20 protein-coding genes are annotated in these 21,987 nt (G+C 67.4%); 6 read left to right on the top strand and 14 right to left on the bottom strand.

Annotation, left to right across the window (positions count from 1 at the left end; all coding sequences use genetic code 11):
- Window positions 1–7: 7 nt before the first annotated feature.
- The 5 genes from ACZ9YD_RS09975 to ACZ9YD_RS09995 form a co-directional block, all read right to left on the bottom strand.
- A complete protein-coding gene (locus tag ACZ9YD_RS09975; RefSeq protein WP_465075036.1) occupies window positions 8–739 on the bottom strand; it encodes a hypothetical protein in 732 nt (243 codons plus the stop codon).
- Window positions 736–1,719: an alpha/beta fold hydrolase gene (locus ACZ9YD_RS09980; protein ID WP_465075037.1), complete on the bottom strand. Its 984-nt coding sequence runs from the start codon at window positions 1,717–1,719 to the stop codon at window positions 736–738. The genes ACZ9YD_RS09975 and ACZ9YD_RS09980 overlap by 4 nt, the downstream gene beginning before the upstream one ends.
- Window positions 1,720–1,723: 4 nt before the next feature.
- The gene (locus ACZ9YD_RS09985) at window positions 1,724–3,712 is read right to left on the bottom strand and encodes a M1 family metallopeptidase (RefSeq protein ID WP_465075038.1); all 1,989 of its coding nucleotides are present in this window, start codon (window positions 3,710–3,712) and stop codon (window positions 1,724–1,726) included.
- A 94-nt stretch (window positions 3,713–3,806) separates the two neighbouring features.
- Window positions 3,807–4,568: a bifunctional demethylmenaquinone methyltransferase/2-methoxy-6-polyprenyl-1,4-benzoquinol methylase UbiE gene (gene ubiE, locus ACZ9YD_RS09990; RefSeq protein WP_465075039.1), complete on the bottom strand. Its 762-nt coding sequence runs from the start codon at window positions 4,566–4,568 to the stop codon at window positions 3,807–3,809.
- Window positions 4,569–4,575: 7 nt separating this feature from the next.
- The gene (locus tag ACZ9YD_RS09995; protein WP_465075040.1) at window positions 4,576–6,120 is read right to left on the bottom strand and encodes a TerC family protein; all 1,545 of its coding nucleotides are present in this window, start codon (window positions 6,118–6,120) and stop codon (window positions 4,576–4,578) included.
- Window positions 6,121–6,256: 136 nt separating this feature from the next.
- Between ACZ9YD_RS09995 and ACZ9YD_RS10000 the strand changes: the two genes are divergently transcribed.
- Together ACZ9YD_RS10000 and ACZ9YD_RS10005 are read left to right on the top strand one after the other, a co-directional pair.
- A complete protein-coding gene (locus ACZ9YD_RS10000) occupies window positions 6,257–6,712 on the top strand; it encodes a nucleoside deaminase (RefSeq protein WP_465075525.1) in 456 nt (151 codons plus the stop codon).
- Between the two features lie 180 nt (window positions 6,713–6,892).
- Window positions 6,893–8,371, top strand: coding sequence for a SulP family inorganic anion transporter (locus ACZ9YD_RS10005; RefSeq protein WP_465075041.1), 1,479 nt, complete (start codon window positions 6,893–6,895; stop codon window positions 8,369–8,371).
- Between the two features lie 53 nt (window positions 8,372–8,424).
- On the opposite strand, the gene ACZ9YD_RS10010 is transcribed toward ACZ9YD_RS10005, so the two are convergent.
- The 9 genes from ACZ9YD_RS10010 to ACZ9YD_RS10050 all read right to left on the bottom strand — a co-directional run bounded on the left by ACZ9YD_RS10010 (window position 8,425) and on the right by ACZ9YD_RS10050 (window position 18,267).
- The gene (locus ACZ9YD_RS10010; RefSeq protein WP_465075043.1) at window positions 8,425–9,192 is read right to left on the bottom strand and encodes an SDR family NAD(P)-dependent oxidoreductase; all 768 of its coding nucleotides are present in this window, start codon (window positions 9,190–9,192) and stop codon (window positions 8,425–8,427) included.
- A gap of 77 nt (window positions 9,193–9,269) precedes the next feature.
- Window positions 9,270–10,712, bottom strand: a complete 1,443-nt coding sequence (locus ACZ9YD_RS10015) for an aldehyde dehydrogenase family protein (protein WP_465075044.1) — start codon at window positions 10,710–10,712, stop codon at window positions 9,270–9,272.
- A 26-nt stretch (window positions 10,713–10,738) separates the two neighbouring features.
- Complete coding sequence (locus ACZ9YD_RS10020; protein WP_465075046.1) at window positions 10,739–12,175, bottom strand: aldehyde dehydrogenase family protein; 1,437 nt, start codon at window positions 12,173–12,175, stop codon at window positions 10,739–10,741.
- Between the two features lie 63 nt (window positions 12,176–12,238).
- Window positions 12,239–13,207 carry an aldo/keto reductase gene (locus tag ACZ9YD_RS10025; protein WP_465075047.1) on the bottom strand — a complete coding sequence of 323 codons (969 nt, stop codon included), beginning with the start codon at window positions 13,205–13,207 and terminating at the stop codon, window positions 12,239–12,241.
- 40 nt (window positions 13,208–13,247) lie between these two features.
- Window positions 13,248–14,453: a 3-oxoadipyl-CoA thiolase gene (gene pcaF, locus ACZ9YD_RS10030; protein ID WP_465075049.1), complete on the bottom strand. Its 1,206-nt coding sequence runs from the start codon at window positions 14,451–14,453 to the stop codon at window positions 13,248–13,250.
- Window positions 14,454–14,495: 42 nt separating this feature from the next.
- A complete protein-coding gene (locus ACZ9YD_RS10035) occupies window positions 14,496–15,299 on the bottom strand; it encodes an alpha/beta fold hydrolase (protein WP_465075051.1) in 804 nt (267 codons plus the stop codon).
- Window positions 15,300–15,396: 97 nt separating this feature from the next.
- Window positions 15,397–16,704, bottom strand: coding sequence for an MFS transporter (locus ACZ9YD_RS10040; RefSeq protein WP_465075052.1), 1,308 nt, complete (start codon window positions 16,702–16,704; stop codon window positions 15,397–15,399).
- Between the two features lie 84 nt (window positions 16,705–16,788).
- Window positions 16,789–17,901 (bottom strand): porin, encoded by a 1,113-nt coding sequence (locus ACZ9YD_RS10045; protein ID WP_465075054.1) that lies wholly within the window; start codon window positions 17,899–17,901, stop codon window positions 16,789–16,791.
- Between the two features lie 216 nt (window positions 17,902–18,117).
- Complete coding sequence (locus ACZ9YD_RS10050; protein WP_465075056.1) at window positions 18,118–18,267, bottom strand: hypothetical protein; 150 nt, start codon at window positions 18,265–18,267, stop codon at window positions 18,118–18,120.
- Between the two features lie 341 nt (window positions 18,268–18,608).
- On the opposite strand from ACZ9YD_RS10050, the gene ACZ9YD_RS10055 reads away from it, so the two are divergent.
- The 4 genes from ACZ9YD_RS10055 to ACZ9YD_RS10070 all read left to right on the top strand — a co-directional run bounded on the left by ACZ9YD_RS10055 (window position 18,609) and on the right by ACZ9YD_RS10070 (window position 21,955).
- Entirely contained in the window at window positions 18,609–19,592 is a 984-nt protein-coding gene (locus tag ACZ9YD_RS10055) for a LysR family transcriptional regulator (RefSeq protein ID WP_465075058.1), read from the top strand.
- Window positions 19,593–19,686: 94 nt separating this feature from the next.
- Complete coding sequence (locus tag ACZ9YD_RS10060; protein WP_465075059.1) at window positions 19,687–20,256, top strand: carboxymuconolactone decarboxylase family protein; 570 nt, start codon at window positions 19,687–19,689, stop codon at window positions 20,254–20,256.
- Window positions 20,253–21,050, top strand: coding sequence for an amidohydrolase family protein (locus tag ACZ9YD_RS10065; RefSeq protein WP_465075061.1), 798 nt, complete (start codon window positions 20,253–20,255; stop codon window positions 21,048–21,050). Before ACZ9YD_RS10060 ends, ACZ9YD_RS10065 begins: the two co-directional genes overlap by 4 nt.
- Window positions 21,051–21,178: 128 nt before the next feature.
- Entirely contained in the window at window positions 21,179–21,955 is a 777-nt protein-coding gene (locus ACZ9YD_RS10070; RefSeq protein WP_465075062.1) for an enoyl-CoA hydratase/isomerase family protein, read from the top strand.
- The last annotated feature ends 32 nt before the right edge of the window (window positions 21,956–21,987 follow it).

Here is a 21,987-nt window from a genome sequence, read left to right on the forward strand (position 1 = left end):
CCCGCCCTCAGCCCCACTTCGGCAACTTCGCCCGATCCAGCCCCGCCACCTCGAACACCGCGCTCCGTGTACCGCCCGCCTTCACCGGGAACTCGATCGACACCGTTTTCGCGCCGTCGAGCAGGCGCCACAGCGCGCGCTCGTCGTCGATGAACATGGCGATGGCCTCGTCGGTCTTCGGGCGGTTTGCCGCCATGCGTCGCGGCTCGCCGTCGTCGACGCGCACGCTGACGCGGCAGTTGGGGTAGCAGTCGAAATCGCCGGCCTGCAGCACGAGGTAGCTGCTGCGTCCCCAAGACGGATGGTCGCGGAAGATCAGGCGCACCTGTTTCGCGCCGGTGCCATCGACGTCGATGTTGTCTTTGGCGTAGATCGCCGCCGACAGCTGTTCGCCGCCTTCGACGTTCGCGGTGTTGTAGATCCACAACGCCTGGGTGCGCGCGGTTTCGCGCAACGCGTCGCCCTTGGCCGCGACGTCGTCGAACTTCGCACGCACGCGTTCTGCGGCGGCGGTGTCGGGATAGCGCGCGAGCAACACGTCGGCCTGTGCCTTCGCCAATGCCCAGTTCTCGATCGCGATGGCGGCTTCGAAATCAGCCTCCGCCGCTTCGGCCTGTTGTTCGGCTGCGGCGGCTTGGGCCTGCGCCTGTGCGGCGGCCTGGGCTTCGCGATCCTGGCAGGCGGTCAGCGGGAGCAGCGCGGCGAGCAGTGCGGTGGCGAGCAGGTGTCGGGATGTCATGCGGGCGTTCCTCGTTCGATCAGCCAGTGCACCGCGTCGGCGACATCGCGCGGTTGCTCCATCAGGGTCATGTGGCCGCTGCGCTCGAGCAGGACCTGACGCGCCTGCGGCATGCGGGCAGCGTACAGGGCCATCGCGCTCGGATCGATCACCGCATCGTGCGCGCCCCAGATCAGCACCGCAGGCTGACGGATCTCGCCGGCAGCATCGCCGGGCGCAAACCGTTCGTCACTGCGGCCGATGCGATCGAGCACCGATTGTTCGAACGCGGCCTCATTGCGGCGATGGCGCACGAACGCGATCGTGCCCGGCCAGGGCAGCGGCGGCCGCGCACTGCGCTCGTGGAACAGCACGGACATGTACTGCTCTATCGACGTGGTGTCCTCGATGCCGAACGGATTGCGGCCGTCGAGCACGGCGAGCCCGAAGGCGTTGTCCTCGAAGTGCACACCGGCCGCATCGAGCAGACCGACGCGCGCGACGAGCTCGGGATATTTCGCGGCGACCAGTGCGGCGATGCCGCCGCCCATCGAATGCCCCAGCAGCACCACCGGGCCTGCATCGAGATGAAGCAGGAACGCGGCGACGTGCGCGGCTTCGGCGACGAAGCCGTGGTCGGCGTCCGCGATACGTTCGCTGTCGCCCCAGCCCGGCAGGTCCGGCATCACCAAGCGGAAGCGTGCATCGAGTTCGGGCACGAGCCGGTACCAGTTCTCCTTGCTGCCGGTGTAGCCGTGCAGCATCACCAGCGTCGGCGCGGATGCATCGGTGCCTGCGCGCTCCGTCCAGCACCAGCGCAGGCCGTCGATGCGCGCGCGATGCACAGCCAGTCGCAGACGTCGACGCTGGCGCCCGTACTCGGCGCGGATCAGCTGCCGCGGCTCGCGGAACAGCAGCCACGCGAATGCGCCGATGCCGATGGCCGCAACGCACGCGGCCGCCACGAGGGCGGCCGCGAACGGATGGCTCAATGCCTGCATCGCCTCAGTTGGCGGGTGCCGGCGCCGCCGGATCGGCAGGCACGGCCGCAGGCACTTCAGCCGGTGCCGGCGCCGGTGCGGGCTTGGCCTCGTTGATCAGCTTCTCCACCGAACCGGTCGTGATCGGGTGGTAGCCCGGACGTGCGGTTGCGAAGATCTGCTTCGCCAGCGCGAGACCCGGCTCGGTCTGCACCAGCGCGGTGTAGATCGGCATGATCAGCTTGCGACGGCCGACGCGCGCGGTGAACTCGGCCAGTGCCTCGTTCGCCTGCGTGTAGCCGCTGCCCACCGCCAGCGGATACCAGCGCATCGCGATCTCGCCATTCTCCGTACCGGTGAATTTGTAGGCCTCGTCCAGCTGGGTCAGCTGTTCGACGGTCAGCGTCGGCGGCAGGCTTTCGAGGAAGTGCAGCCATTCCTGGGTCGACCACGCGTCGGTGATCTGACGCGGCGGCAGCTGCGCGCTGCCCAGCCACGCCAGACGCGCGGAATCGACGATGCCGAAGTTGCGCGACATCACCTGCGGCGCGTAGCCCGGAATGCCCGGCGCGTAGACCCATTCCTGGATCTCGGCGTCGGTCACGGTGTCGGGGAACTTGTCGAACAGGTTCTCCTTGGCGTACGCGAGGAACTGTTCCGTCGTGATGCTCTGGAACGCGAAGTGGTCGAAGTAGCCGCGCAGGAACACGTCGAAATTCTCGCGACCGAAGCGCTGCTCGAGGAACTGCAGGAACCACGCGCCCTTGTCGTAGGACACCGCGCTCAGCGCGTCGTCGGCATCGAGTGCGACATCCGGCTTCACCGCCAGCGCCTGCGTGGCTTCGGGCATCGACGCGATGTTCTCGCGCAGGGAGTTACGCGCGATCACGTACTCCATGTCGCTGACTTCCTTGCCGTACAGCGACTCGACGATGCGGTTCTCGACGTAGCTGGTAAAGCCTTCGTTGAGCCAGCCGTGCTTGGCGCTGGAGAAGGTCACCAGGTTGCCCGACCAGCTGTGCGCGAGCTCGTGCGCGATCAGCGAGACCAGCGACTTGTCGCCGACGATGACGGTCGGGGTGATGAACGACAGACGCGGATTCTCCATGCCGCCGTACGGGAACGACGGCGGCAGGATCAGCAGGTCGTAGCGCTCCCAGCGATAGGGACCGTAGAGCTGCTCGGTGGTGGCGATCATTTTTTCGGTATCGGCGAATTCCGCCACCGCGCGATCGATCATCGCCGGCTCGGCCCACACGCCGGCGCGGCCCGAGATCTCCTTGAACACCAGATCGCCGGCCGCGATCGCCATCAGGTACGACGGAATCTTCTGCGGCATCTTGAAGGTGTAATCGCCGTCACGCTGGGCGGCCGGATCGTTGTCGGCGCTCATCAGCACCATGACGTCCGGGCGTGCGGTGACGTGCGCGGTGTAGGTGTAGCGGATCGCCGGCGTGTCCTGCAGCGGCACCCACGAACGCGCGTGGATCTGCTGCGACTGGCTGAACATGAAGGGCAACTGCTTGCCTTCGGTCATCTCCGGCGTGAGCCACTGCAGGCCCGACGCATCCGGCGAGGTCACATAGGTCACGCGGACCTTGGCGTTCCGTTCAGGCGTTTCGATGGTGAGCTTGCTGCCCAGCGTCGCATCGGCCTGCGCGAGCGCGTACTGCAGCGGCTGCCACTGGCCGCCGGCGGCCTCGCCTTCGACCTTGGAGATCGTCAGGTCGCGCGTGTCGAGCACCAGCTGGGTCGCGGACTGATCCTTCCACTGCAGCGTGTAGGTCGCGGTGCCGGCGATGGTCTTGGCATCGAAGTCCAGCGCGATATCGAGCGCCAGGTCTTCGGTAACGACCTTGCCGGGCTCGGCGTAGGAATGCTCATCGCGGTCGACGGCGGCGGCCTGGGCAGGCGGCGCGGTCGGCTCGCCGGCAGGCGGTGCATCACGGTTGCATGCGGTCAGCGCAAGAACGGCCAATGCCAGCAGGCCAGCGGCGGAACGGAGTGGGCGCATCGGACAATCCACACGGGGGACAAGCCGGCGATTCTACCGTGCGCCCTGCCCTCGCTCCGGTGTGCTGCACCCCATCCGCGGCGCAGCAGCGTATTCAGGCCTTGAAGCCGTCGTGGATCGCGACGATGCCACCGCTGAGATTGCGGTACTTGCAGCGCGCGAAGCCGGCCGTCTCCATCATCCCCTTGAGCGCATCCTGCGGCGGGTGCTTGCGGATCGATTCCGACAGGTACTGGTAGCTGTCGCTATCACGCGCGAATAGCTTGCCCAGCCGCGGCATGATCTGGAAGGAATGGAAGTCGTAGATCGGCTTGAACCAGTCGGCCTTCACTTCCGAGAACTCGAGCACGCGCGCCTGGCCGCCCACTTTCAGCACGCGCAGCATCTCGCGCAGTGCAGCGTCCTTGTCGGTCACGTTGCGCAGGCCGAAGGCGATCGTCACCAGATCGAAGCTGGCGTCCGGGAACGGCAGCGTCTCGGCATTGCACTGCACGTACTCGAAGCCGCGCACGTTGCCGCGATCGGTCATGCGGTCGCGGCCGACGCGCAGCATCGAGGCGTTGATGTCGCCGAGCACCAGTTCGCCGGATTCGCCGACGCGGGATTTCAGCAGCGCGGCGATGTCGCCGGTACCGCCGGCCAGATCGAGCACGCGGTCACCGGTGCGCACCTGCGCGGTCGCGGCGAAGTAGCGCTTCCACACCCGGTGGATGCCGAGGCTCATCAGGTCGTTCATCAGGTCGTAGTTGCCTGCGACCGAGGAGAACACCTCGCCGACGAGCTTCTGCTTGTCCCCGGTGGGCACGTCGCGGAAACCGAAATGGGTGGTGCCGGGCTTGTTGGATTCGTCGCTCATGGGTCGATTATCCCTCATCCGGGACCGGCGCGATCCGCAGCTTGCCCACGCGGCGCCGCTCCAGCGATTCGACCTGCAGCTGCCAGGCGCCGACGGTCACGGTGTCGCCTTCGACCGGCATGCGGTCGAGTAGGTGCAGCACCAGGCCCGACAGGGTGACGTAGGTCGCTTCGCGCGGCAGCACGATGCCCGTGGTCTGCTCCAGATCCTGCAGCGACATCGAGCCGTCGACCAGCCAGATGCCGTCGTCGCCGCGACTCGCGGCATAGTCGGCGTCCTGGGTGTCGACCAGATCGCCGGCGATCGTCGCCAGCAGATCGTTCGCGGTCACCATGCCCTCGAGACTGCCGTATTCGTCGACGACCACCGCCAGCGGAATTGGATGCGCGCGGATCTGCTCCAGCACGCGCAGCGTCGAGGTGCCCTCGGGCACCACCAGCGGCTCGCGCACGAAATCGGTGACGTTCAGCGCGCGGCCCTGCAGCACGCTCGACAGCAGATCGCCGCTCTGCACGATGCCCAGCATCTGGTCGAGTTCGCCGTCGCAGACCAGCAGGCGCGTATGCGGCGATTCGATCAGGCGCGCGGTCGCGTGTTCGATGCCGCGCGTCGCGTCGATCCACTCGATGTCGCTGCGCACCGTCATCACGCTCGACACCGGGCGCTCGGCCAGCGTGAGCACGCTGCGGATCATGTCGTGCTCGGCGGCTTCGAGACGTTCCTCGCCCTCGCCCTGCGGCACGTCGATCGCACCATCCTCGATGTGCGCGGTAGGACGTGTGCCGAGCAGACGCAGCACGGCATCGGCGGTGCGCTGGCGGAACGGCAGCTGCTGCGCGTGGCGCTCGCGATTGAAGCGCGACCACTGGTTGAAGGCCTCGACCAGGATCGAGAACGCGATCGCCGCGTACAGATAGCCCTTCGGAATCTTGAAGCCCAGGCCTTCGGCGACCAGGCTGAAACCGATCATCAGCAGGAAGCCCAGACACAGCACGACGACGGTCGGATGCTTGTTGACGAAGGTGGTCAGCGGCTTGCTGGCGAGCAGCATCACCGCCATCGCGATGGTGACCGCCGCGTACATCACGCCGAGGTGCTCGACCATGCCGACCGCGGTGATCACCGAATCGAGCGAGAACACCGCGTCGAGCACGACGATCTGGGTGAGCACGACACCGAACGAGGCGTAGACGCGCTTCGTGCTGGTCTGGCTCTGCTGGCCTTCGAGCCGCTCGTGCAGCTCCATCGTCGCCTTGAACAACAGGAACACGCCGCCGATCAGCAGGATCAAATCGCGCCCGGAGAAGTCGTTGCCCCAGAGCGTGAACAACGGCGTGATCAGGCCGGCGATCCACGCCACCAGCGCCAGCAGGACCAGCCGCATCAACAGTGCCAGCGACAGGCCGATCACACGGGCCTTGTCGCGCTGCTCCGGTGGCAGCTTGTCGGCGAGAATCGCGATGAACACCAGGTTGTCGATGCCGAGAATGATCTCGAGGACTACCAGGGTCGCCAGCCCCATCCAGATCGTGGGGTCGGACAGCCATTCCATAGGTGTTCTTGCATCGCGCTTTTGGGGGCCACGGATTCTGCCACGCGTTCGTTAAGAAGTTGACGAGGCGTCTCACGCTCGACCGCGACGGATGCGGCAGGCAGACTGCGTGCCCGATGTATCGATGAGCGCCCGCATGATCGCCACGCCCGACTACCGCGCCCTGCTCGACACCGCCATTGCCGAAGCCCGACAGGGCCTTGCGGAAGGTGGCATCCCGATCGGCGCGGCGCTGTATCACCAGGACGGACGCCTGCTCGGTTGCGGCCACAACCGCCGCGTGCAGGAAAGCGATCCGTCGATCCATGGCGAGACCGATGCGTTTCGCAAGGCCGGGCGTCAGCGTTCCTACCGCGACACGATCATGGTCACCACGCTCGCGCCGTGCTGGTACTGCAGCGGCCTCGTGCGTCAGTTCGGCATCGGCACCGTCGTCGTCGGTGAATCGCAGACCTTCCAGGGCGGCATCGACTGGCTGCGCGAGGCCGGTGTCGAGGTGATCGACATGCATAGCCAGACATGCGTCGAGCTGCTCGGCGGCTTCATCGCCGCGCATCCGGAGGTCTGGAACGAGGACATCGGCGAGGACTGAGCGTCACCTCTACTGACCTGCGTTAGACTGCGCGCCCCCGCGTCACCCGCCCTGCCCCTGATGACGACCACGCCACCATAGCCGCCGTTTCCGCGCCGCCCACCGGGCGTCGCCGCGCTATGCCATGCACCGTCATCCCGCCGGACACCGCTGCGTGTCCGGCTCAGTCAGGGCTATCCCATGCATTCCAAGATTCCGCTGCGCCAGCAATGGCTCGGCAACATCCGTGGCGACGTGCTCGCCGGACTCGTCGTCGCGCTCGCACTGATTCCCGAAGCGATCGCATTCTCGATCATCGCCGGCGTCGATCCACGCGTCGGTCTCTACGCCTCGTTCTCGATGGCCGTGGTCACCGCGATCGTCGGCGGCCGCCCCGCCATGATCTCCGCCGCCACCGGCGCGATGGCGCTGGTGATGGTCACGCTGGTGCGCGACCACGGCCTGCAGTACCTGCTGGTCGCGACGCTGCTCGCGGGCGCGTTCCAGATCCTCGCGGGCGTGCTGAAACTCGCATCGCTGATGCGTTTCGTCTCGCGCTCGGTGATCACCGGATTCGTGAACGCGCTGGCGATCCTGATCTTCGCCGCGCAGCTGCCGGAACTGGTCGGCATGCCGTGGACGGTCTACGCGCTGTGCGCGGCGGCGCTGGCGATCATCTACGGACTCCCACGCATCACCCGCGCGGTCCCGTCGCCGCTGGTGGCGATCGTCGCGATGACGGTGCTCGTCGCCGCAATGGGGATCGACGTGCGCACGGTGTCCGACATGGGCGCGCTGCCCGACAGCCTGCCGGTGTTCCTGCTGCCCGACGTGCCGTGGACGCTGGAGACCTTGCGCATCGTGCTGCCGGTGTCGGCAACGCTCGCGGTGGTTGGCCTGCTGGAATCACTGCTGACCGCACGCATCGTCGACGACATGACCGACACGCCCAGCGACAAGCACCGCGAATGCGTGGGCCAGGGCGCGGCCAACATCGCCACCGGTTTCCTCGGCGGCATGGCCGGCTGCGCGATGATCGGCCAGTCGGTGATCAACGTGAAATCCGGCGGTCGCGGGCGGCTGTCGTCGATGGTCGCCGGCACCGTGCTGCTGGCACTGGTGGTGTTTGCCGGGCCGTGGGTCGGGATGATTCCGATGGCCGCGCTGGTCGCGGTGATGATTATGGTCTCGATCGGCACCTTCAGCTGGCAGTCGCTGCTGGACCTGCGTCGGCATCCGCCGGGATCAAGCGTGGTGATGCTCAGCACCGTCGTCGTCACCGTGGCGACGCACGATCTCGCCAAGGGCGTGCTGACCGGCGTGCTGCTCTCGGCGCTGTTCTTCGCCCGGCGTGTCGGCCGGCTGCTCAATGTCGAAGATTCGCTCGACGCCGACGGCATCCGCCGCTACGTCGTGCGCGGCCAGGTGTTCTTCGCCTCGGCCAACGCATTCGGCGATGCCTTCGATCTGCTGGAGCCGGTGCCGCGCGTCGTGATCGACCTGACCCACGCGCACTTCTGGGATCTCAGCGCGATCGGCGCACTCGATACCGTGGTGATGAAACTGCGCGCGCGCGGCGTCGACGTCGAGGTGCTTGGACTCAACGCCGCGAGCGCGACGCTGGTCGAGCGGCTCGGCGTGCACGACAAGCCTGGGGCGCGTCCCGCTGCCGGGCACTGAGCCCGATGCCGTCCGTCACCATCGCCGGTTTCGCCCGGCGATGGTGCGTCACCTCAGACGCCGCGACCGCCGTCCACGTTCATCACCAGTCCGGTGACCTGCTTCGACAGCGAGGAGGCGAGATAGAGCGCCGCTTCGGCGATGTCGTCGGGCTGGATCAGCGAACCCATCGGGATGTTCCCCGCGAACAGCTTCTTGGCGTCTTCCAGCGAGGTCTTGGCCGGATCCAGAAAGCCGCCGAGCATCGGCGTTTCCGCCGCGCCCGGGTTGATGACATTGACGCGGATGTGGCTCGACGCCAGCTCCAGCGCGAGCGACTGGCTCAGCGCGATCGTCGCAGCCTTGGATGCGCAATAGGCGTTCTGGCCCGGCTTGGGACGCACGCCGACGATCGAACCGATGTTGACGATCGTGCCGCCGCCCGCCTGTTTCATATGCGGCACGACGTGCTTGCAGGCCAGGAAGATCGACTTGGCATTGACGCCCAGGATCCAGTCCCAGTGGCGTTCTTCCAGGTCCTCGATCGCGGTATAGACCTGCGGCACGCCGGCGCAGTTCACCAGCACGTCGATTGTGCCGAAGCGCGACACCGTGGCGTCCACCAGCGCGCGGATGCTGGTTTCCGAGGCGACATCGGCCTGCACCGCATGGGCACCCCCGCCAAGCGTCGCCGCCACTCCATCCGCGGCCTCGCCATTGAGATCGGCGACGATCACGCGCGCGCCCTGCGCATGGAACAGCGCGGCGATGGCATGGCCGAGCCCCGACGCGGCACCGGTCACGATGGCGGTCTTGCCCTGCAACAGTTGATGACGACTCACGGCGTGCTCCTCGCGACGCATCGCACCAGGATCACCGCCTCCCGGGGCGGTCTCGATCACGGGACGGGTCAGCTGGTTCATGTGTGGAAGTTGATCGCGTGGTATTCGACGTAATCGGCCAGACCGAATTCGCCGTTCTCCGTGCCGATGCCGCTCTGCTTCACTCCGCCGAACGGCATGTAGCGACGCCCGAGGCGCGACTGCGCGTTCTTGTTGATGTAGGTCATGCCCGCCTCGATACGCCGCGCCATAGCGACCGCACGCTCGAAATTCGTGGTCCAGATGCTGGAGCCCAGGCCGTACTCGCTGTCGTTGGCCATCGCGATGACCGCATCCTCGCTGTCGTACGCAATCACCGGCACGACCGGGCCGAACTGTTCGCAGGTGACGATTTCCTGATCCGGCGTCGGATGCTTCACCAGCACCGGACGCAGGTAATAGCCGTCCTGCCAGGTGTCGGGATCGACCGGCTCTCCGAGTTCCACGACCGTCGCACTGCTGTCTTTCGCCCGGGCCACGAGGTCCTGCACGTAGCGGTACTGCGCCGCGTTGTTGACCGGACCGAACGTGGTGCGCGGATCGAGCGGATGGCCGATGCGGAACTTCGCGACCTCGGCGCTGAACTTCTCGAAGAAGGTGTCGTAGATGGCACGCGGTACGTAGATGCGCTTGACCGCGAAACAGAACTGCCCCGAACGATGGAAGGTGCCGGCAACCAGCGTCGGCATCTGCGCATCGAGATCCATGTCGTCGAGCACGATCGCCGGATCGTTGCCGCCCAGCTCGAACTGCACGCTCTTGATGGTATCGGCGGCACTTTTCATGATGGCCGTCGCCGCCTTGCCGCCGCCGGTGAACGAGATCTTGCGCACCAGCGGATGCGCGACCAGCGCCGAGCCGGTGTCGCTGCCGCCGTGCAGCACGTTGATGACGCCCGGCGGGAACAGTGCGGCCGCGCGCTTGAGCAGCGTGCCCACGCCGAGCGGCGTGGTCGGCGGTGTCTTGATGACGATGGTATTGCCGCAGACGAGTGCGGGCGCGAGCTTGCGGATCATCAGCACGACCGGCGCGTTCCACGGCACGAAGCCCGCGATCACACCGACCGGCTTCTTCTCGACCGTCACCCAGCTGGTGTCGTCCTCGACGCGCTGGATCTGCAGGAACGCGCGGGCGGCATCGACATTGTCACGGGTGGCGAATGCGGAGCCGGCGATCTCCATGCGGATTTCCTGCGGCAGCAGGCCGGACTCGGCGACGACGATCGGGGTCAGTTCATCGACCATCGATTCGAGCAGATCGGCGACCGCGAGCACACGTTCGATGCGCGACTCGAGCGGGGTCGCCGCCCAGCCCGGAAACGCGCGATGCGCGGCCTGCACGGCGAGATCAACGTGGCTCGCGTCGGCCTGCGCAGCGCGACCGACGACATCGGCGAAGCGGCCCGGATCGCGAACCTCGAGATAGTCGCTGGTCTCGACATCCTGGTTGTCGATCAGCAGTTGAAGCGTGGGGATATGCATGCGTGTGTCTCCTGCGACCGGTCCGCTCACTTGTGGAAGTTGATGGCGTGGTACTCCACGTACTCGGACAGGCCCACTTCCGAACTCTCGCGGCCGATGCCGCTCTGCTTCACGCCACCGAACGGGCTGTTCTTCTGGCCGATGCGCGACGTGCCGGCGTTGTTGATGAAGGTCATGCCGGCCTCGATGCGGCTGGCGATCGCGACGGCCTGATCCGCATCGGTCGACCAGACACTGGACGCCAGACCCAGTTCGCTGTCGTTGGCGAGACGGATGGCGTCTTCCACATCGTCGAATGCGACGATCGGGATGATCGGACCGAACTGCTCGTTGACCACGACCTCCAGATCCGGCGCCGCGTGCTTCACCACGGCCGGCAGCAGGTAGTAGCCGTCGTCCCAGGTGCTGGCGTCGAGCTTGCTGCCGAGTTCGATCACCTCGGCGCCGGCGGCGCGGGTGCGCTCGGCCAGACCCTGCAGATACTCGAACTGCGAGCGGTTGTTGACCGGGCCGAAGGTCGCGCCCTCGGCGAGCGGGTGCCCGACCTTGAACCTGTCGACCTCGGCGATGAACTTCTCGAAGAACGCGTCGTAGATCGGCCGCTGCACGTAGATGCGCTTGACCGCGAAGCAGAACTGGCCCGAGCGACGGAACACGCCGCCGACGATCTTCGGGATCACGTCGTCGAGGTCTGCATCGGCCAGCACGATCGCCGGATCGTTGCCGCCGAGTTCGAACTGCACGCCCTTGATGCTGTCCGCTGCGGCTTTCATGATCGCCTTCGCGACCGTGCCGCCACCGGTGAACGACACCTTGCGCACCAGTGGATGCGTCGTCAGTGCCGTGCCGACCTCGGCACCGCCGTGCATCACGTTGATGACGCCGGGCGGGAACAGCGCGGCGATCTTCTTCAGCAGCGCCGACAGGCCGAGTGCTGCAGTCGGCGCGGGCTTGAGGACCAGCGTGTTGCCGCAGACCAGCGCGGGCGCGAGCTTGCGCATGGTCAGGATGATCGGGGCGTTCCACGGAATGATGCCGGCGATCACGCCGATCGACCGCTTCTCGACGCTGACCCAGCTGGCCTCGTCCTCGACCTGCAGCGGCTTCAGGAACTCCGTGGCGAGATCGACGTTGTCACGGATGATCGCAGCCGACATGCCGGCTTCGGCCTTGTTGGTCGGCACCAGCATGCCGGACTCGCGGGCCATCAGTTCGGCCACGCCCGGCCCTTCGGCCACCAGCAGATCCGCGGCCTGCGTCAGCAGCGCCTGGCGCTGCGCCAGCGGCGTGTCGCGCCAGCCGGCATACGCGCGATGCGCAGCCTGCACGGCCTCGTCGACATGCGCCGCGGTGCCCTGTGCGAGCAGGCCGACGATGTCGGCGGTGCGGCCGGGATCGCGGACTTCGAGGTAGTCGTCGGTCGCGACGTCCTGGTTGTCGATGAGCAGGTGGGTCTTGTGCATGGGAACTCCTTCAGAGCAGTACGGCGTCGCCGGCGAACCGGCGAAGGGGGGAGGAACGCCGGATCAGTCGACGGTGCGTTCGGTGCCGACATCGGGCACGAACGAAAGATCGGAGATCTGCTGGCGCAGGTCGGGCGTCAGGTCGATGTCCAGCGCACCGAGATAGCCGTCGAGCTGTTCGACGGTTTCGGCGCCGATGATCGGTGCGGTCACGGCCGGGTGCGACATCGCCCAGGCCACTGCCAGCGACGGCGGATGAAAGCCGTGTTCGGCGGCGAACGCGGTGAAGCGATCGGCCACCTCGTAGTTCATGCGGTCGGCGTAGCGCTGCGAATAGCGCGCCTCGTTGAGGCGGCCGGTCTCGGGCTTGCGGCCCACGCCGTACAGGCCGGTCAGCAGACCGCTGGCGAGCGGGCTGTAGACGATCACGCCCAGCTGCTCCGACTCGGCCAGCGGAAACAGTTCGACTTCGGCCTGGCGCTTGACCAGGTTGTACATCGGCTGGACCAGCTCGAAGCGTGCCAGTGATTCGCGTTCCGAGATGCCCAGCGCCTTGGCGATGCGCCAGGCGGCCCAGTTGCTGACCGCCGGGTAGAGGATCTTCCCCTGCCGCTGCAGGTCGTCGAACGCGCGCAGCGATTCCTCGACCGGCGTCAGCGGGTCGTAGTGGTGCATGAAGTAGAAGTCGATGCGGTCGGTCTGCAGCCGGCGCAGGCTCTGTTCCACCTCGCGCATGATGTGGTGGCGCGAGAGTCCCCGATCGTTCACGCCCGGTCCCATCGGGCGGCAGACCTTGGACACCAGCACGATGTCGTCGCGCGATTTCGATTCGGCGATGCACTCGCCGAGAATCGTTTCGGACCGGCTGCCTGCGTAGGAGTTCGCACAGTCGAAGAAGTTGATGCCGGCCTCGCGGCAGCGCGCGAACATGGCTTTCGAAGCGTCGGCGTCGGAATAGGAGCCGAACGACATCGTGCCGAAGCACAGCTGCGAAACGCGGACACCGGTGCGGCCGATCGTGCGGTGGTTCATGGCGTTGGATCCGGATTGCGGATGGAGTGCGGCATGCGTGTCATCGGATACGCTCGATCGCCAGGGCCACGCCCTGGCCGACACCGACGCACATCGTGGCCAGGGCCCTGTCGCCCTGCTGCACTTCGAGCTGATGCAACGCGCTCAGCACCAGGCGCGCGCCGCTCATGCCGAGCGGATGGCCGAGTGCGATCGCTCCACCGTTCGGATTGACCTGTGGCGCATCGTCGGCGAGTCCAAGTGTGCGCAGTACCGCCAGGCTCTGACTGGCGAAGGCCTCGTTGAGTTCCACGACATCGAAGTCCGCCACGGACATCTGCAGGCGCGCGCAGAGTCTATGGACGGCAGGCACTGGCCCGATACCCATGACACGCGGCGCGACGCCGGCACTGGCCATGCCGAGCACGCGGCCGCGCGGCGTCAGGCCATGCGCACGCACTGCGCTGGCGCAGGCGAGGATCATCGCGGCTGCGCCGTCGTTGATGCCCGACGCGTTGCCCGCAGTCACGCTGCGGTCGGCGCCGTTGACCGGCCGCAGCTTCTGCAGCGTCTCGAGCGTGGTGTCGGGCCGCGGATGTTCGTCACGGTCGACGACCAGCGTGCCCTTGCGCGTGGTGACCTCCACCGGAACGATCTCGTCGGCGAAAAATCCGGCCGCTTGCGCGCGCGCGGCGCGTTGCTGGCTGCGCAGCGCGAACGCATCCTGGTCCGCGCGCGAGACGGCGTGCTCGGCGGCAACGTTGTCGCCGGTCTGCGGCATCGTCTCGGTGCCGTGCAACGCGGTGAGCGCAGGGTTCACGAACCGCCAGCCCATCGTGGTGTCTTCCAGCACCTGGGTGCGCCCGAACGCGGCCTCGGCCTTGCCCATGACGAACGGGGCACGCGACATCGATTCCACGCCGCCGGCGATCGCCAGTTCGAGCTCGCCGCTGGCGATTGCGCGGAACGCGGCGCCCACCGCGTCCATGCCCGACGCGCACAGGCGATTGACGGTCACGCCCGGCACTTCGACAGGCAGGCCGGCAAGCAACGCTGCCATCCGTGCAACGTTGCGGTTGTCCTCGCCGGACTGGTTGGCGCAGCCGAGGAACACTTCGTCCAGCCGCGACCAGTCGACCTGTGGATTGCGCCGCATCAGGGCCTGCAGCGGCAGTGCCGCCAGATCGTCGGCGCGCACCGGCGCCAGACCGCCGCCGTAGCGGCCGATCGGCGTGCGCACTGCATCGCAGATGAAGACGTCATGCATCGCTTTGGCGCCTCGTGGCGTGGGTGGTGGTGTCGATGTGCATCACAGCGTCCGGACCCAGCGCACGACTTCCTCGACGACGCGCTCCGGCTGCTCGGGAATCAATGCGTGGCTCGCGTGCTCAATCAAGGCAATCGACACGCGCGGACCGAGTTCATCGCGCAGTTCTTCGCGCTTGTCGGCGGGCTTGAACGGATCGTCCGCGGCCTGCAGATCGAGCAACGGCACCTCACCGGCGGCCCACCAGTCGCCCTGCGGCGTGGCCTGGTGCGCGGCGAACTGGCTGTCGCGTACATAGTCGTGCCAACCGTCCAGCCACACCGAGGCATCGTTGCCGGGCGCGAAGAACGTCGACTGCAGATGCTGCAGGCGCTCGGCATCGTCGACCGCGGGATCCACGATGCGGCGGATGCTGGCGGTCAGTTGCGCGGGATAACGCTTGGCCGCCGCCGCCGCGATCACCACGCCGCGCACCTGTTTGGGATGCACGCTGGCGGTCATCCGCGCGACCCAGTTGCCAAATGCATGGCCGACGATGACCGCCGGTCCGGCCGACAGTTCGGCGATGACGAACGCGATGTCGTCGGCGTAGTCCTGCAGCGTCAGATCGAGCATCGGCCCATGACTGCGACCGAGACCGCGCGGCTGTGGCCGCAGCACGAGAAAACCCTGCAGCGCGAGTCCCGCGGCGACCACGTCGTAGTCCTCGGAATCGCGACCGAGCGAGGGCAGCAGCACGATCGCAGGGCCGGCGCCTTCGACGATCACGTCGAGCTGCACATCGCCCCGTACCAGCAGGCGGCGAAATCTGGCGCCGGGCGCGCCACGGAAAGCGGGGTGATTCATCGACACATGGATTCCATCAAACGGCGGGGCTTGCAAACCTCCATGCGCCCGGGATCCGGGCGCATGGGTCGAGGCGGCGACGCGGGCCGTCGCGCTCTCACTGACGCAGGTCGTTGTGCTGGCTTTCCTTGGCGAAGTACACGCAGCCGGCACAGATCAGGCTGGTGACCAGCAACAGCATCGACACGGCGAACGTGCCGCCGAACTCGGCCTTCAGTGCGGTGGCGATCATCGGGGTGAAGCCGGCACCGATCAGCGCCGCGCCCTGGTAGCCCAGCGACGCGCCGGTGTAGCGGGTGCGCAGCTTGAACTTCTCGGTCAGAAACGCGACCAGCGGCGCGTACATCGCAGCCTGCGCGATCGTGCCCACGCCGACTGCCAGCATCAGCGCCCACAATTCGCCGGTATTGATGAGATTGAGCATCGGGAAGGCCCAGGCCGCCGACAGCAACGCACCGCCGAGCACCACCGGACGCCGGCCCACCTTGTCGGCCAGCACCGCCATCACCACGACCAGCACGATCAGCTCGGCCGAACCCGCCACCTGGATCAGCAGCACGTCACTGCGGTCGAAGCCGACGCTGATCGCATGCGACAGACCGAACAACAGCATGACCGCCTGGATCACGAACGCGCCCAGACCCGCACCCATCGCGCTGAACAACGGACCCGGCGCGCGCATCAGCTCGACGAACGGCACCTTGGCCACGCCCTGCTCGCTCTTCTTGGCTTCGGCGAACAAGGGGCTTTCGGTCACGCTGGTGCGGATGTAGTAGCCGATGATCAGCAGGAACACGCTGAGCAGGAACGGCACGCGCCAGCCCCAGCTCTCGAACTGCTCGGGCGGCAGCTGGGTCATGATCGCCAGCACGCCGGTCGACAGCAGCACGCCGGTCGGCGCGCCGATCTGCGCGAAGCTGCCCCAGAACGCGCGGTTCTTCGCGCCGGCATGTTCGACGACCATCAACGCGGCACCACCCCACTCGCCGCCGATCGCGATGCCCTGCACCAAGCGGCACATCACCAGCAGGATCGGCGCGAGGATGCCGACGCTGTGATAGGTCGGCAGCAGGCCGATGAGGGTGCTCGAACCGCCCATCAGGATCAGCGTCAGCAGCAGCATCTTCTTGCGGCCGACCTTGTCGCCGTAGTGGCCGAACACGGCCGCGCCCAGCGGCCGGGCGATGTAGCCCACAGCCAGCGTCGCGAACGCCGCCAGGGTGCCGGCCGTCGCACTGTTTTCCGGGAAGAACAGCTTGCCGAACACCAGCGCGGCGGCGGTGCCGTAGAGCAGGAAGTCGTAGAACTCGATCGTGGTGCCGATCCAGCTGGAGATGGCGACCCGGCGGATGGTCTTCGCGTCGGATCCCTGATGGATCCCCTGCGGCGCTGCGTCATGACTCATGCGATGTCTCCTGGAGCGAAGAATGCCAGCGCGCACGACGGCGCGGATGTGCCGTCGGTATCGACAGCGGACGGAAGATTCAGGTCAGAAGCCATGGCGGAAGCCCAGCTGCAGCGCCTGCGGATTGAAGCCCGGCTCGGTGAGCGGCGTGCCCGCGACCGCGGAGCCGTTGAGGGTGAAACGCGCGGCATTGCGGTTGTTGATATGCGCCACGCCGGCGTAGATCACCGTCTGAGGGCGCAGGAAGCGCTGGTACAGCAGGCCGACCTGGCTGGCGTCGTTGTTGGCCGGCAGACGGTCCGACAGCGCGCTATAGCCCAGCGACAGCGTGTCGACCGGCGTCATGCGGTAGAGCACCGACGTCGAGTAGGTATCGGCTTCGCGGCTGGCATTGCTGGTGGTGACGTGGTGGTAGCCACCGAACACCTTGAAGCGGCCGAAGTCGTAACTGCCGCCGGCCAGCGTGTAGTCGGTCTCGACCGTGGCGGTGCCCAGATCTTTGACGTGCTCGTGGGTCACGCCGACGCCGACCGGGCCTTTCTCGTATTCCGCCGCGACATGCCAACTGTTGGTGCGGTTGCCGTTGAACAGGTGTTCGCCCAGGCCGTAATGCGCCTGCAGCGTCACCGCACCGGCGAGCTTCGGGGTGAAGTACGACACCAGACGGCTGTAGCGCGGATTGAACGGCGCCAGATTCAACAGACCCGACGACTGCGTGGTCGCGTCCATCGCGTCGTACTTGCCCAGCATGATGAACTGCGGGGTGTTCTGACGACCCACACGCACCATGCCGTAGTCCTCGCTGACCAGCGACACCCAGGCCTGGCGGTTGAACACGCGATGGCGGTCGGCCTTTCGGGCGTGGGTCAGATCGAGGCCCATTTCGTAGGTGTACTGGACCGACAGGTCGTCGGTGAGCGCCTTGCCGCCGCGCAGGCCGAGCCGGCTGGCGCGCGCGCCGTTCGAATCGACGCGTGTGCGTGTGCCGTTGCCGTAGTCGCCTGTGGTCACGAAGACGTCGACGATGCCGTACAGGCCGATCGGCTTGAGCGGCGCTTTCGCGGCGGGGGTCGCAGCGGCGGGGGCCGCCGCAGGCGCGGGCGCGGGCTCCGGCGGCGTCTGCGGTTGCTGCGCGGCGGCCGATGCACTCAGCACCATGCCGGCGCAGATCGTCACGCTCGCTATCGTCTGTCTCATTCGCACATCCCCTTCAATCTGGTTGTCGTGTTCGGATGGGCATCCATGCGGGCAGTGGTTCCAACGCGTCCGCCGCGTCACGAGGCAGGGGGTTCCTTCGCGCTGCGGACTGGCGTGCACGGCTCGCCGGCCCGGCTGCAAGGCCTGGCGGATGTGTCGGAACAACAGGTGCGGTCGGGGCGTCCTGCACCCGACCTTTCGGTGGAATGACGGGGGTCAGGGCACCGGCATGCGCCGGTGAATCCATCGGGCGGCCGGCATGGCATCGACGGCGGACACATCGCCGCGCCGCGTGGTCGCGACATGGATCCGTCGATCGATACCCGGCCGCGGGCGCGGCATGGCGACTTGCTGGCGACGCTGCATTCCACACCTCCCTCGTCGTGGTGCGAGACGTTCCGGCGCATGGGCCATGGCGTCTCGACGTAGCGGAGTCTATCGGTGGGTTTTTGGCCGGCGCACGGAGTCCGCGGACAATCCAGCTATGCCATGCGAGACATGGCCGCCTTGCGTCAACGATTGTTGCAGCACAGCATTTTTCCCGGTCGTTTCGCAGGTCAGCCGTTCCAGGAACCTGCGCTGCATGTGTCAGGCGATGGGGATGTCACGCGATGTCTCGCCTTGGCGCGATCTGGACGCAGGCGTACGCTGCACAGCCTCGAGACACGCGAACCGGAACCTGGTTCGCATCTCCATCAGGATCGGCGATGCAAGCGGCCAAACCCACCGAGTTCGAAATCGGCATCGCGTCGGACCTGCACCGCTGGCGTGCGTTCGTCGCGATCGCGGAACTCGGCAGCATCACCCGTGCGGCGTTGTTCCTCGACAGCAACCAGTCCCTGCTCAGCCGCCAACTCAATGCGCTCGAGCGCGATTGCGGCGCGCGGCTGTTCACCCGCACCGGTCGCGGCGTGCAGTTGTCGGAGCTTGGCGCGCATGTGCTTCCGCGGGTCAAGGCGCTGCTGGCAGACGCCGCGCTGCTCGACGCCGACATCCGCGGCGAGGCGCTCGCGCCGACCGGCCGGGTCACGCTGGGCCTGCTGCCATCGATCTCGCAGACGATCACCGCACCGCTGTTCGCCGCGCTGCGCGAGCGCTTCGCCAGTGTCAGCCTGAAGATCCTCGAAGGCTCCGGCGGCCAAGTCGAAGAGTGGCTGGCCGATGCGCGCATCGACATCGCCATCCTCTACCGCTACGGCACCTCCACCCACGAGATGGAGCAGCCGCTCGCGGTCGTCGACAGTTATCTGATCGGCCCGCAGCGCGATGCGCTCACCCGCAACAAGACCGTCGCCTTCGATCGACTCGACGGCCTGCCGCTGGTGTTGCCGAGTGCACCGAACGGCCTGCGCCGCGCACTGGACAGCATCGCCCGGCAGCGTGACATCGCGCTGTCGCCGGCGATCGAGGCGGACTCGCTGCCGCTGCAGAAATCGCTCACCGCGCGCGACGGGCTCTACACCGTGCTGCCGATCCACGCGGTCTGGCACGAGCTCGACGACGGCTCGCTGCAGGCGTCGCGGATCACCGATCCGCCGGTGCAGCGGACGATCTCGATGGCGATGGCGCGCTCGAAGAATCCCGGCCGTGCCGTCTCGGCGGTCGCGTCGCAGATCGAAACCATCGTGCGGGAGATGGCCGAGACCGGCATCTGGCATCGCGATCGGCCGCAACCGCCGGCCCACGCATAACTGGCTTGCAGGCAACGGGCTGGATCGTCGATGCACCGGCGGCTAGGGTCGTCGCTCCGCGACGTGTCGACGTCGCCGCCGTTCCGGAGTCCTGATGCCCCGTATTGCCCTGCCCGCCCCCGACGACATGTCGCCCGCGCAACGCGCCGTGTACGACCGCATCGTGTCCGGCCCGCGCGGGAAGATCCAGGGCCCGCTGCGCGCCGCGCTGCACAGCCCCGAACTTGCCGACCGCTGGCAGGCACTCGGTGCGCTGCTGCGCTACGACACCTCGCTGACACCACGCCAGTCGGAACTGGCGATTCTGGTGACCGGACGCGCCTGCAACTCGCCGTTCGAGTGGTATGCGCATCGGCTGGAAAGCGAGCGCATCGGACTGGAACCTCCGGTGATCGAAGCGCTGCTCGCGCGTGAAGTACCGACCGGTCTCGCGGAGGACGAGGCCGTGGTCGTCGCGTTCGCCGCAGAGCTCAATGCGCACCGCTCGGTCTCGGACACCGTGTATGCACGCGCGCTCGCGCTGCTCGGCACGGTGGCCGTGGTCGAGCTGACTGCGCTGGTGGGCTACTACACGATGGTCGCGATGACACTCAACGCACACGAGATTCCACTGCCCGACGGCGTCGCGCCTGCATTCGACTTGCCACAGGCGACGCTGCGATGAGCGGGGGTTGGGACTGCCACGCACATGTGTTTGGGCCGTACGCGGATTTCCCGCTGGCCGGCGAGCGCAGCTATACGCCGCCCGAAGCGACGCTAGACGCCTATCTCGGCCTGCTGCAGCGGCTCGATCTGACGCGCGGCGTGCTGGTGCACGCGAGCGCCTACGGCCCCGACCATGCGCTGCTGCTGCATGCGCTGGACGCCGCGCCGCAGCTGCGCGGGGTGATGGTGGCCCGCGCCGACGAACATCGTGATCTCGCCGACCTGCGCGCACGCGGTGTGCGCGGCCTGCGCTTCAGTCATCGCAGCGGCGCCGGCAACTTCGCCGGCAGCGCCAGCGTCGACGATCTGGTCGCGCTCGCGCCTGCGATGGCCGACGCCGGCTTGCATGCCGAGCTGTGGACCGACACCACGGCGCTGCCCGGGATCGACACCGCGCTGCGCGCATTGCCGGTGACCGTGGTCATCGACCACATGGGCGGTTTCGACGTCGAAGCCGGCGTCGATGCGCCCGGCTTCGATGCGCTGCGGGCGCTGGTCGGTGACGGTCACGCCTGGGTCAAACTGTGCGCCTATCGCAATCTGTTCGGCACCGATCTCGCGCGCGGCCGCGCATTCCATCAGGCGCTGCTCGACACCAATCCCGCGCAGCTGGTGTGGGGCAGCGACTGGCCGCATCTGCGCGTGGAACCGGCGCCCGATGCGGCGGATCTGCTCGCCCTGTTCCGCGACTGGACGCCTGCCGCGCTCGCGCAGCTGATCCTCGTCGACAATCCGGCCGCGCTGTACGACTGACGGCGCGGGCGCGGCATGGCGACGTGTTGCGCGAATCCGCAAAGCTGCTCTGCGGGCGCCCGCATCGTGGGGCGCCGACCGCCTGCCTAGACTCGGATGTCATCTCCGGTACGGGCTGCAGGCGCCACATGGACGATTACACCCAGCTCCAGGTCGACATCGCCGACCACGTCGCAACGCTGACGCTCGACGCCCCTCCGGTGAACGCGTTGACGCGCACGCTCAACGACGAACTCACGCTCGCGCTGGACCGCATCTCGGAACTCGACGACGTGCGCGTCGTGCTGCTGACGGCGGCGGGCAAGGTGTTCTGCGCAGGCGCGGACCTCAAGGGGCGCGCGGAGATCATCAGGGGCCCCGGCGATCTGCCGGCGCATGCCCGCCGCACCCGTGAATGCTTCCATGCGATCCGCGAATGCGCCAAGCCCGTGGTCGTCGCGATCAACGGCGCAGCGCTGGGGTCGGGTCTGGCGATGGTCGCCTCGGCCGACATCCTGGTCGCGTCCGAGCGTGCATCGCTGGGCCTGCCGGAAGTCGACGTGGGCCTGCTCGGCGGCTGTCGCCATGCGATGCGCCTGTTCGGCCATTCGCGTCTGCGACGCATGGCCCTGACCGGGCACCGCGTCGACGGTGCGGAGCTCTACCGGCTCGGCATCGTCGAAGCCTGCACCGCGCACGAGGCGCTGCTGCCGACGGCACTGGAGATCGCCCGCAGCATCGCCGCCAAGAGTCCGGTGTCCACGCGCATGGGCAAGCACACGATGAACGTCATCGAGGACATGAGCCTGCGCGACGGTTACCGCTACGAGCAGGACATGACCGCGGCGATCGGCCGCACAGACGATGCCCGCGAAGCGCAGACCGCGTTCCGCGAGAAGCGCGCGCCGGCGTTCACCGGCCGCTGATGCACCCGTGCCGCCGTGGCCGCGATGTGTCG

The organism is Luteimonas sp. AC640a (assembly GCF_979256585.1).

Bases quoted from the DNA above. Each gene is read 5' to 3' on its own strand.
- ACZ9YD_RS10000 (WP_465075525.1), top strand. From the start codon at position 6,257: ATGATCGCCACGCCCGACTACCGCGCCCTGCTCGACACCGCCATTGCC.
- ACZ9YD_RS10055 (WP_465075058.1), top strand. From the start codon at position 18,609: ATGCAAGCGGCCAAACCCACCGAGTTCGAAATCGGCATCGCGTCGGAC.
- ACZ9YD_RS09975 (WP_465075036.1), bottom strand. From the start codon at position 739: ATGACATCCCGACACCTGCTCGCCACCGCACTGCTCGCCGCGCTGCTC.
- ACZ9YD_RS10005 (WP_465075041.1), top strand. From the start codon at position 6,893: ATGCATTCCAAGATTCCGCTGCGCCAGCAATGGCTCGGCAACATCCGT.
- ACZ9YD_RS09980 (WP_465075037.1), bottom strand. From the start codon at position 1,719: ATGCAGGCATTGAGCCATCCGTTCGCGGCCGCCCTCGTGGCGGCCGCG.
- ACZ9YD_RS10035 (WP_465075051.1), bottom strand. From the start codon at position 15,299: ATGAATCACCCCGCTTTCCGTGGCGCGCCCGGCGCCAGATTTCGCCGC.
- ACZ9YD_RS10020 (WP_465075046.1), bottom strand. From the start codon at position 12,175: ATGCACAAGACCCACCTGCTCATCGACAACCAGGACGTCGCGACCGAC.
- ACZ9YD_RS09985 (WP_465075038.1), bottom strand. From the start codon at position 3,712: ATGCGCCCACTCCGTTCCGCCGCTGGCCTGCTGGCATTGGCCGTTCTT.
- ACZ9YD_RS10050 (WP_465075056.1), bottom strand. From the start codon at position 18,267: ATGCAGCGTCGCCAGCAAGTCGCCATGCCGCGCCCGCGGCCGGGTATC.
- ACZ9YD_RS10060 (WP_465075059.1), top strand. From the start codon at position 19,687: ATGCCCCGTATTGCCCTGCCCGCCCCCGACGACATGTCGCCCGCGCAA.
- ACZ9YD_RS10015 (WP_465075044.1), bottom strand. From the start codon at position 10,712: ATGCATATCCCCACGCTTCAACTGCTGATCGACAACCAGGATGTCGAG.
- ACZ9YD_RS10025 (WP_465075047.1), bottom strand. From the start codon at position 13,207: ATGAACCACCGCACGATCGGCCGCACCGGTGTCCGCGTTTCGCAGCTG.
- ACZ9YD_RS10070 (WP_465075062.1), top strand. From the start codon at position 21,179: ATGGACGATTACACCCAGCTCCAGGTCGACATCGCCGACCACGTCGCA.
- pcaF (WP_465075049.1), bottom strand. From the start codon at position 14,453: ATGCATGACGTCTTCATCTGCGATGCAGTGCGCACGCCGATCGGCCGC.
- ACZ9YD_RS10065 (WP_465075061.1), top strand. From the start codon at position 20,253: ATGAGCGGGGGTTGGGACTGCCACGCACATGTGTTTGGGCCGTACGCG.
- ubiE (WP_465075039.1), bottom strand. From the start codon at position 4,568: ATGAGCGACGAATCCAACAAGCCCGGCACCACCCATTTCGGTTTCCGC.
- ACZ9YD_RS10040 (WP_465075052.1), bottom strand. From the start codon at position 16,704: ATGAGTCATGACGCAGCGCCGCAGGGGATCCATCAGGGATCCGACGCG.
- ACZ9YD_RS09995 (WP_465075040.1), bottom strand. From the start codon at position 6,120: ATGGAATGGCTGTCCGACCCCACGATCTGGATGGGGCTGGCGACCCTG.
- ACZ9YD_RS10045 (WP_465075054.1), bottom strand. From the start codon at position 17,901: ATGAGACAGACGATAGCGAGCGTGACGATCTGCGCCGGCATGGTGCTG.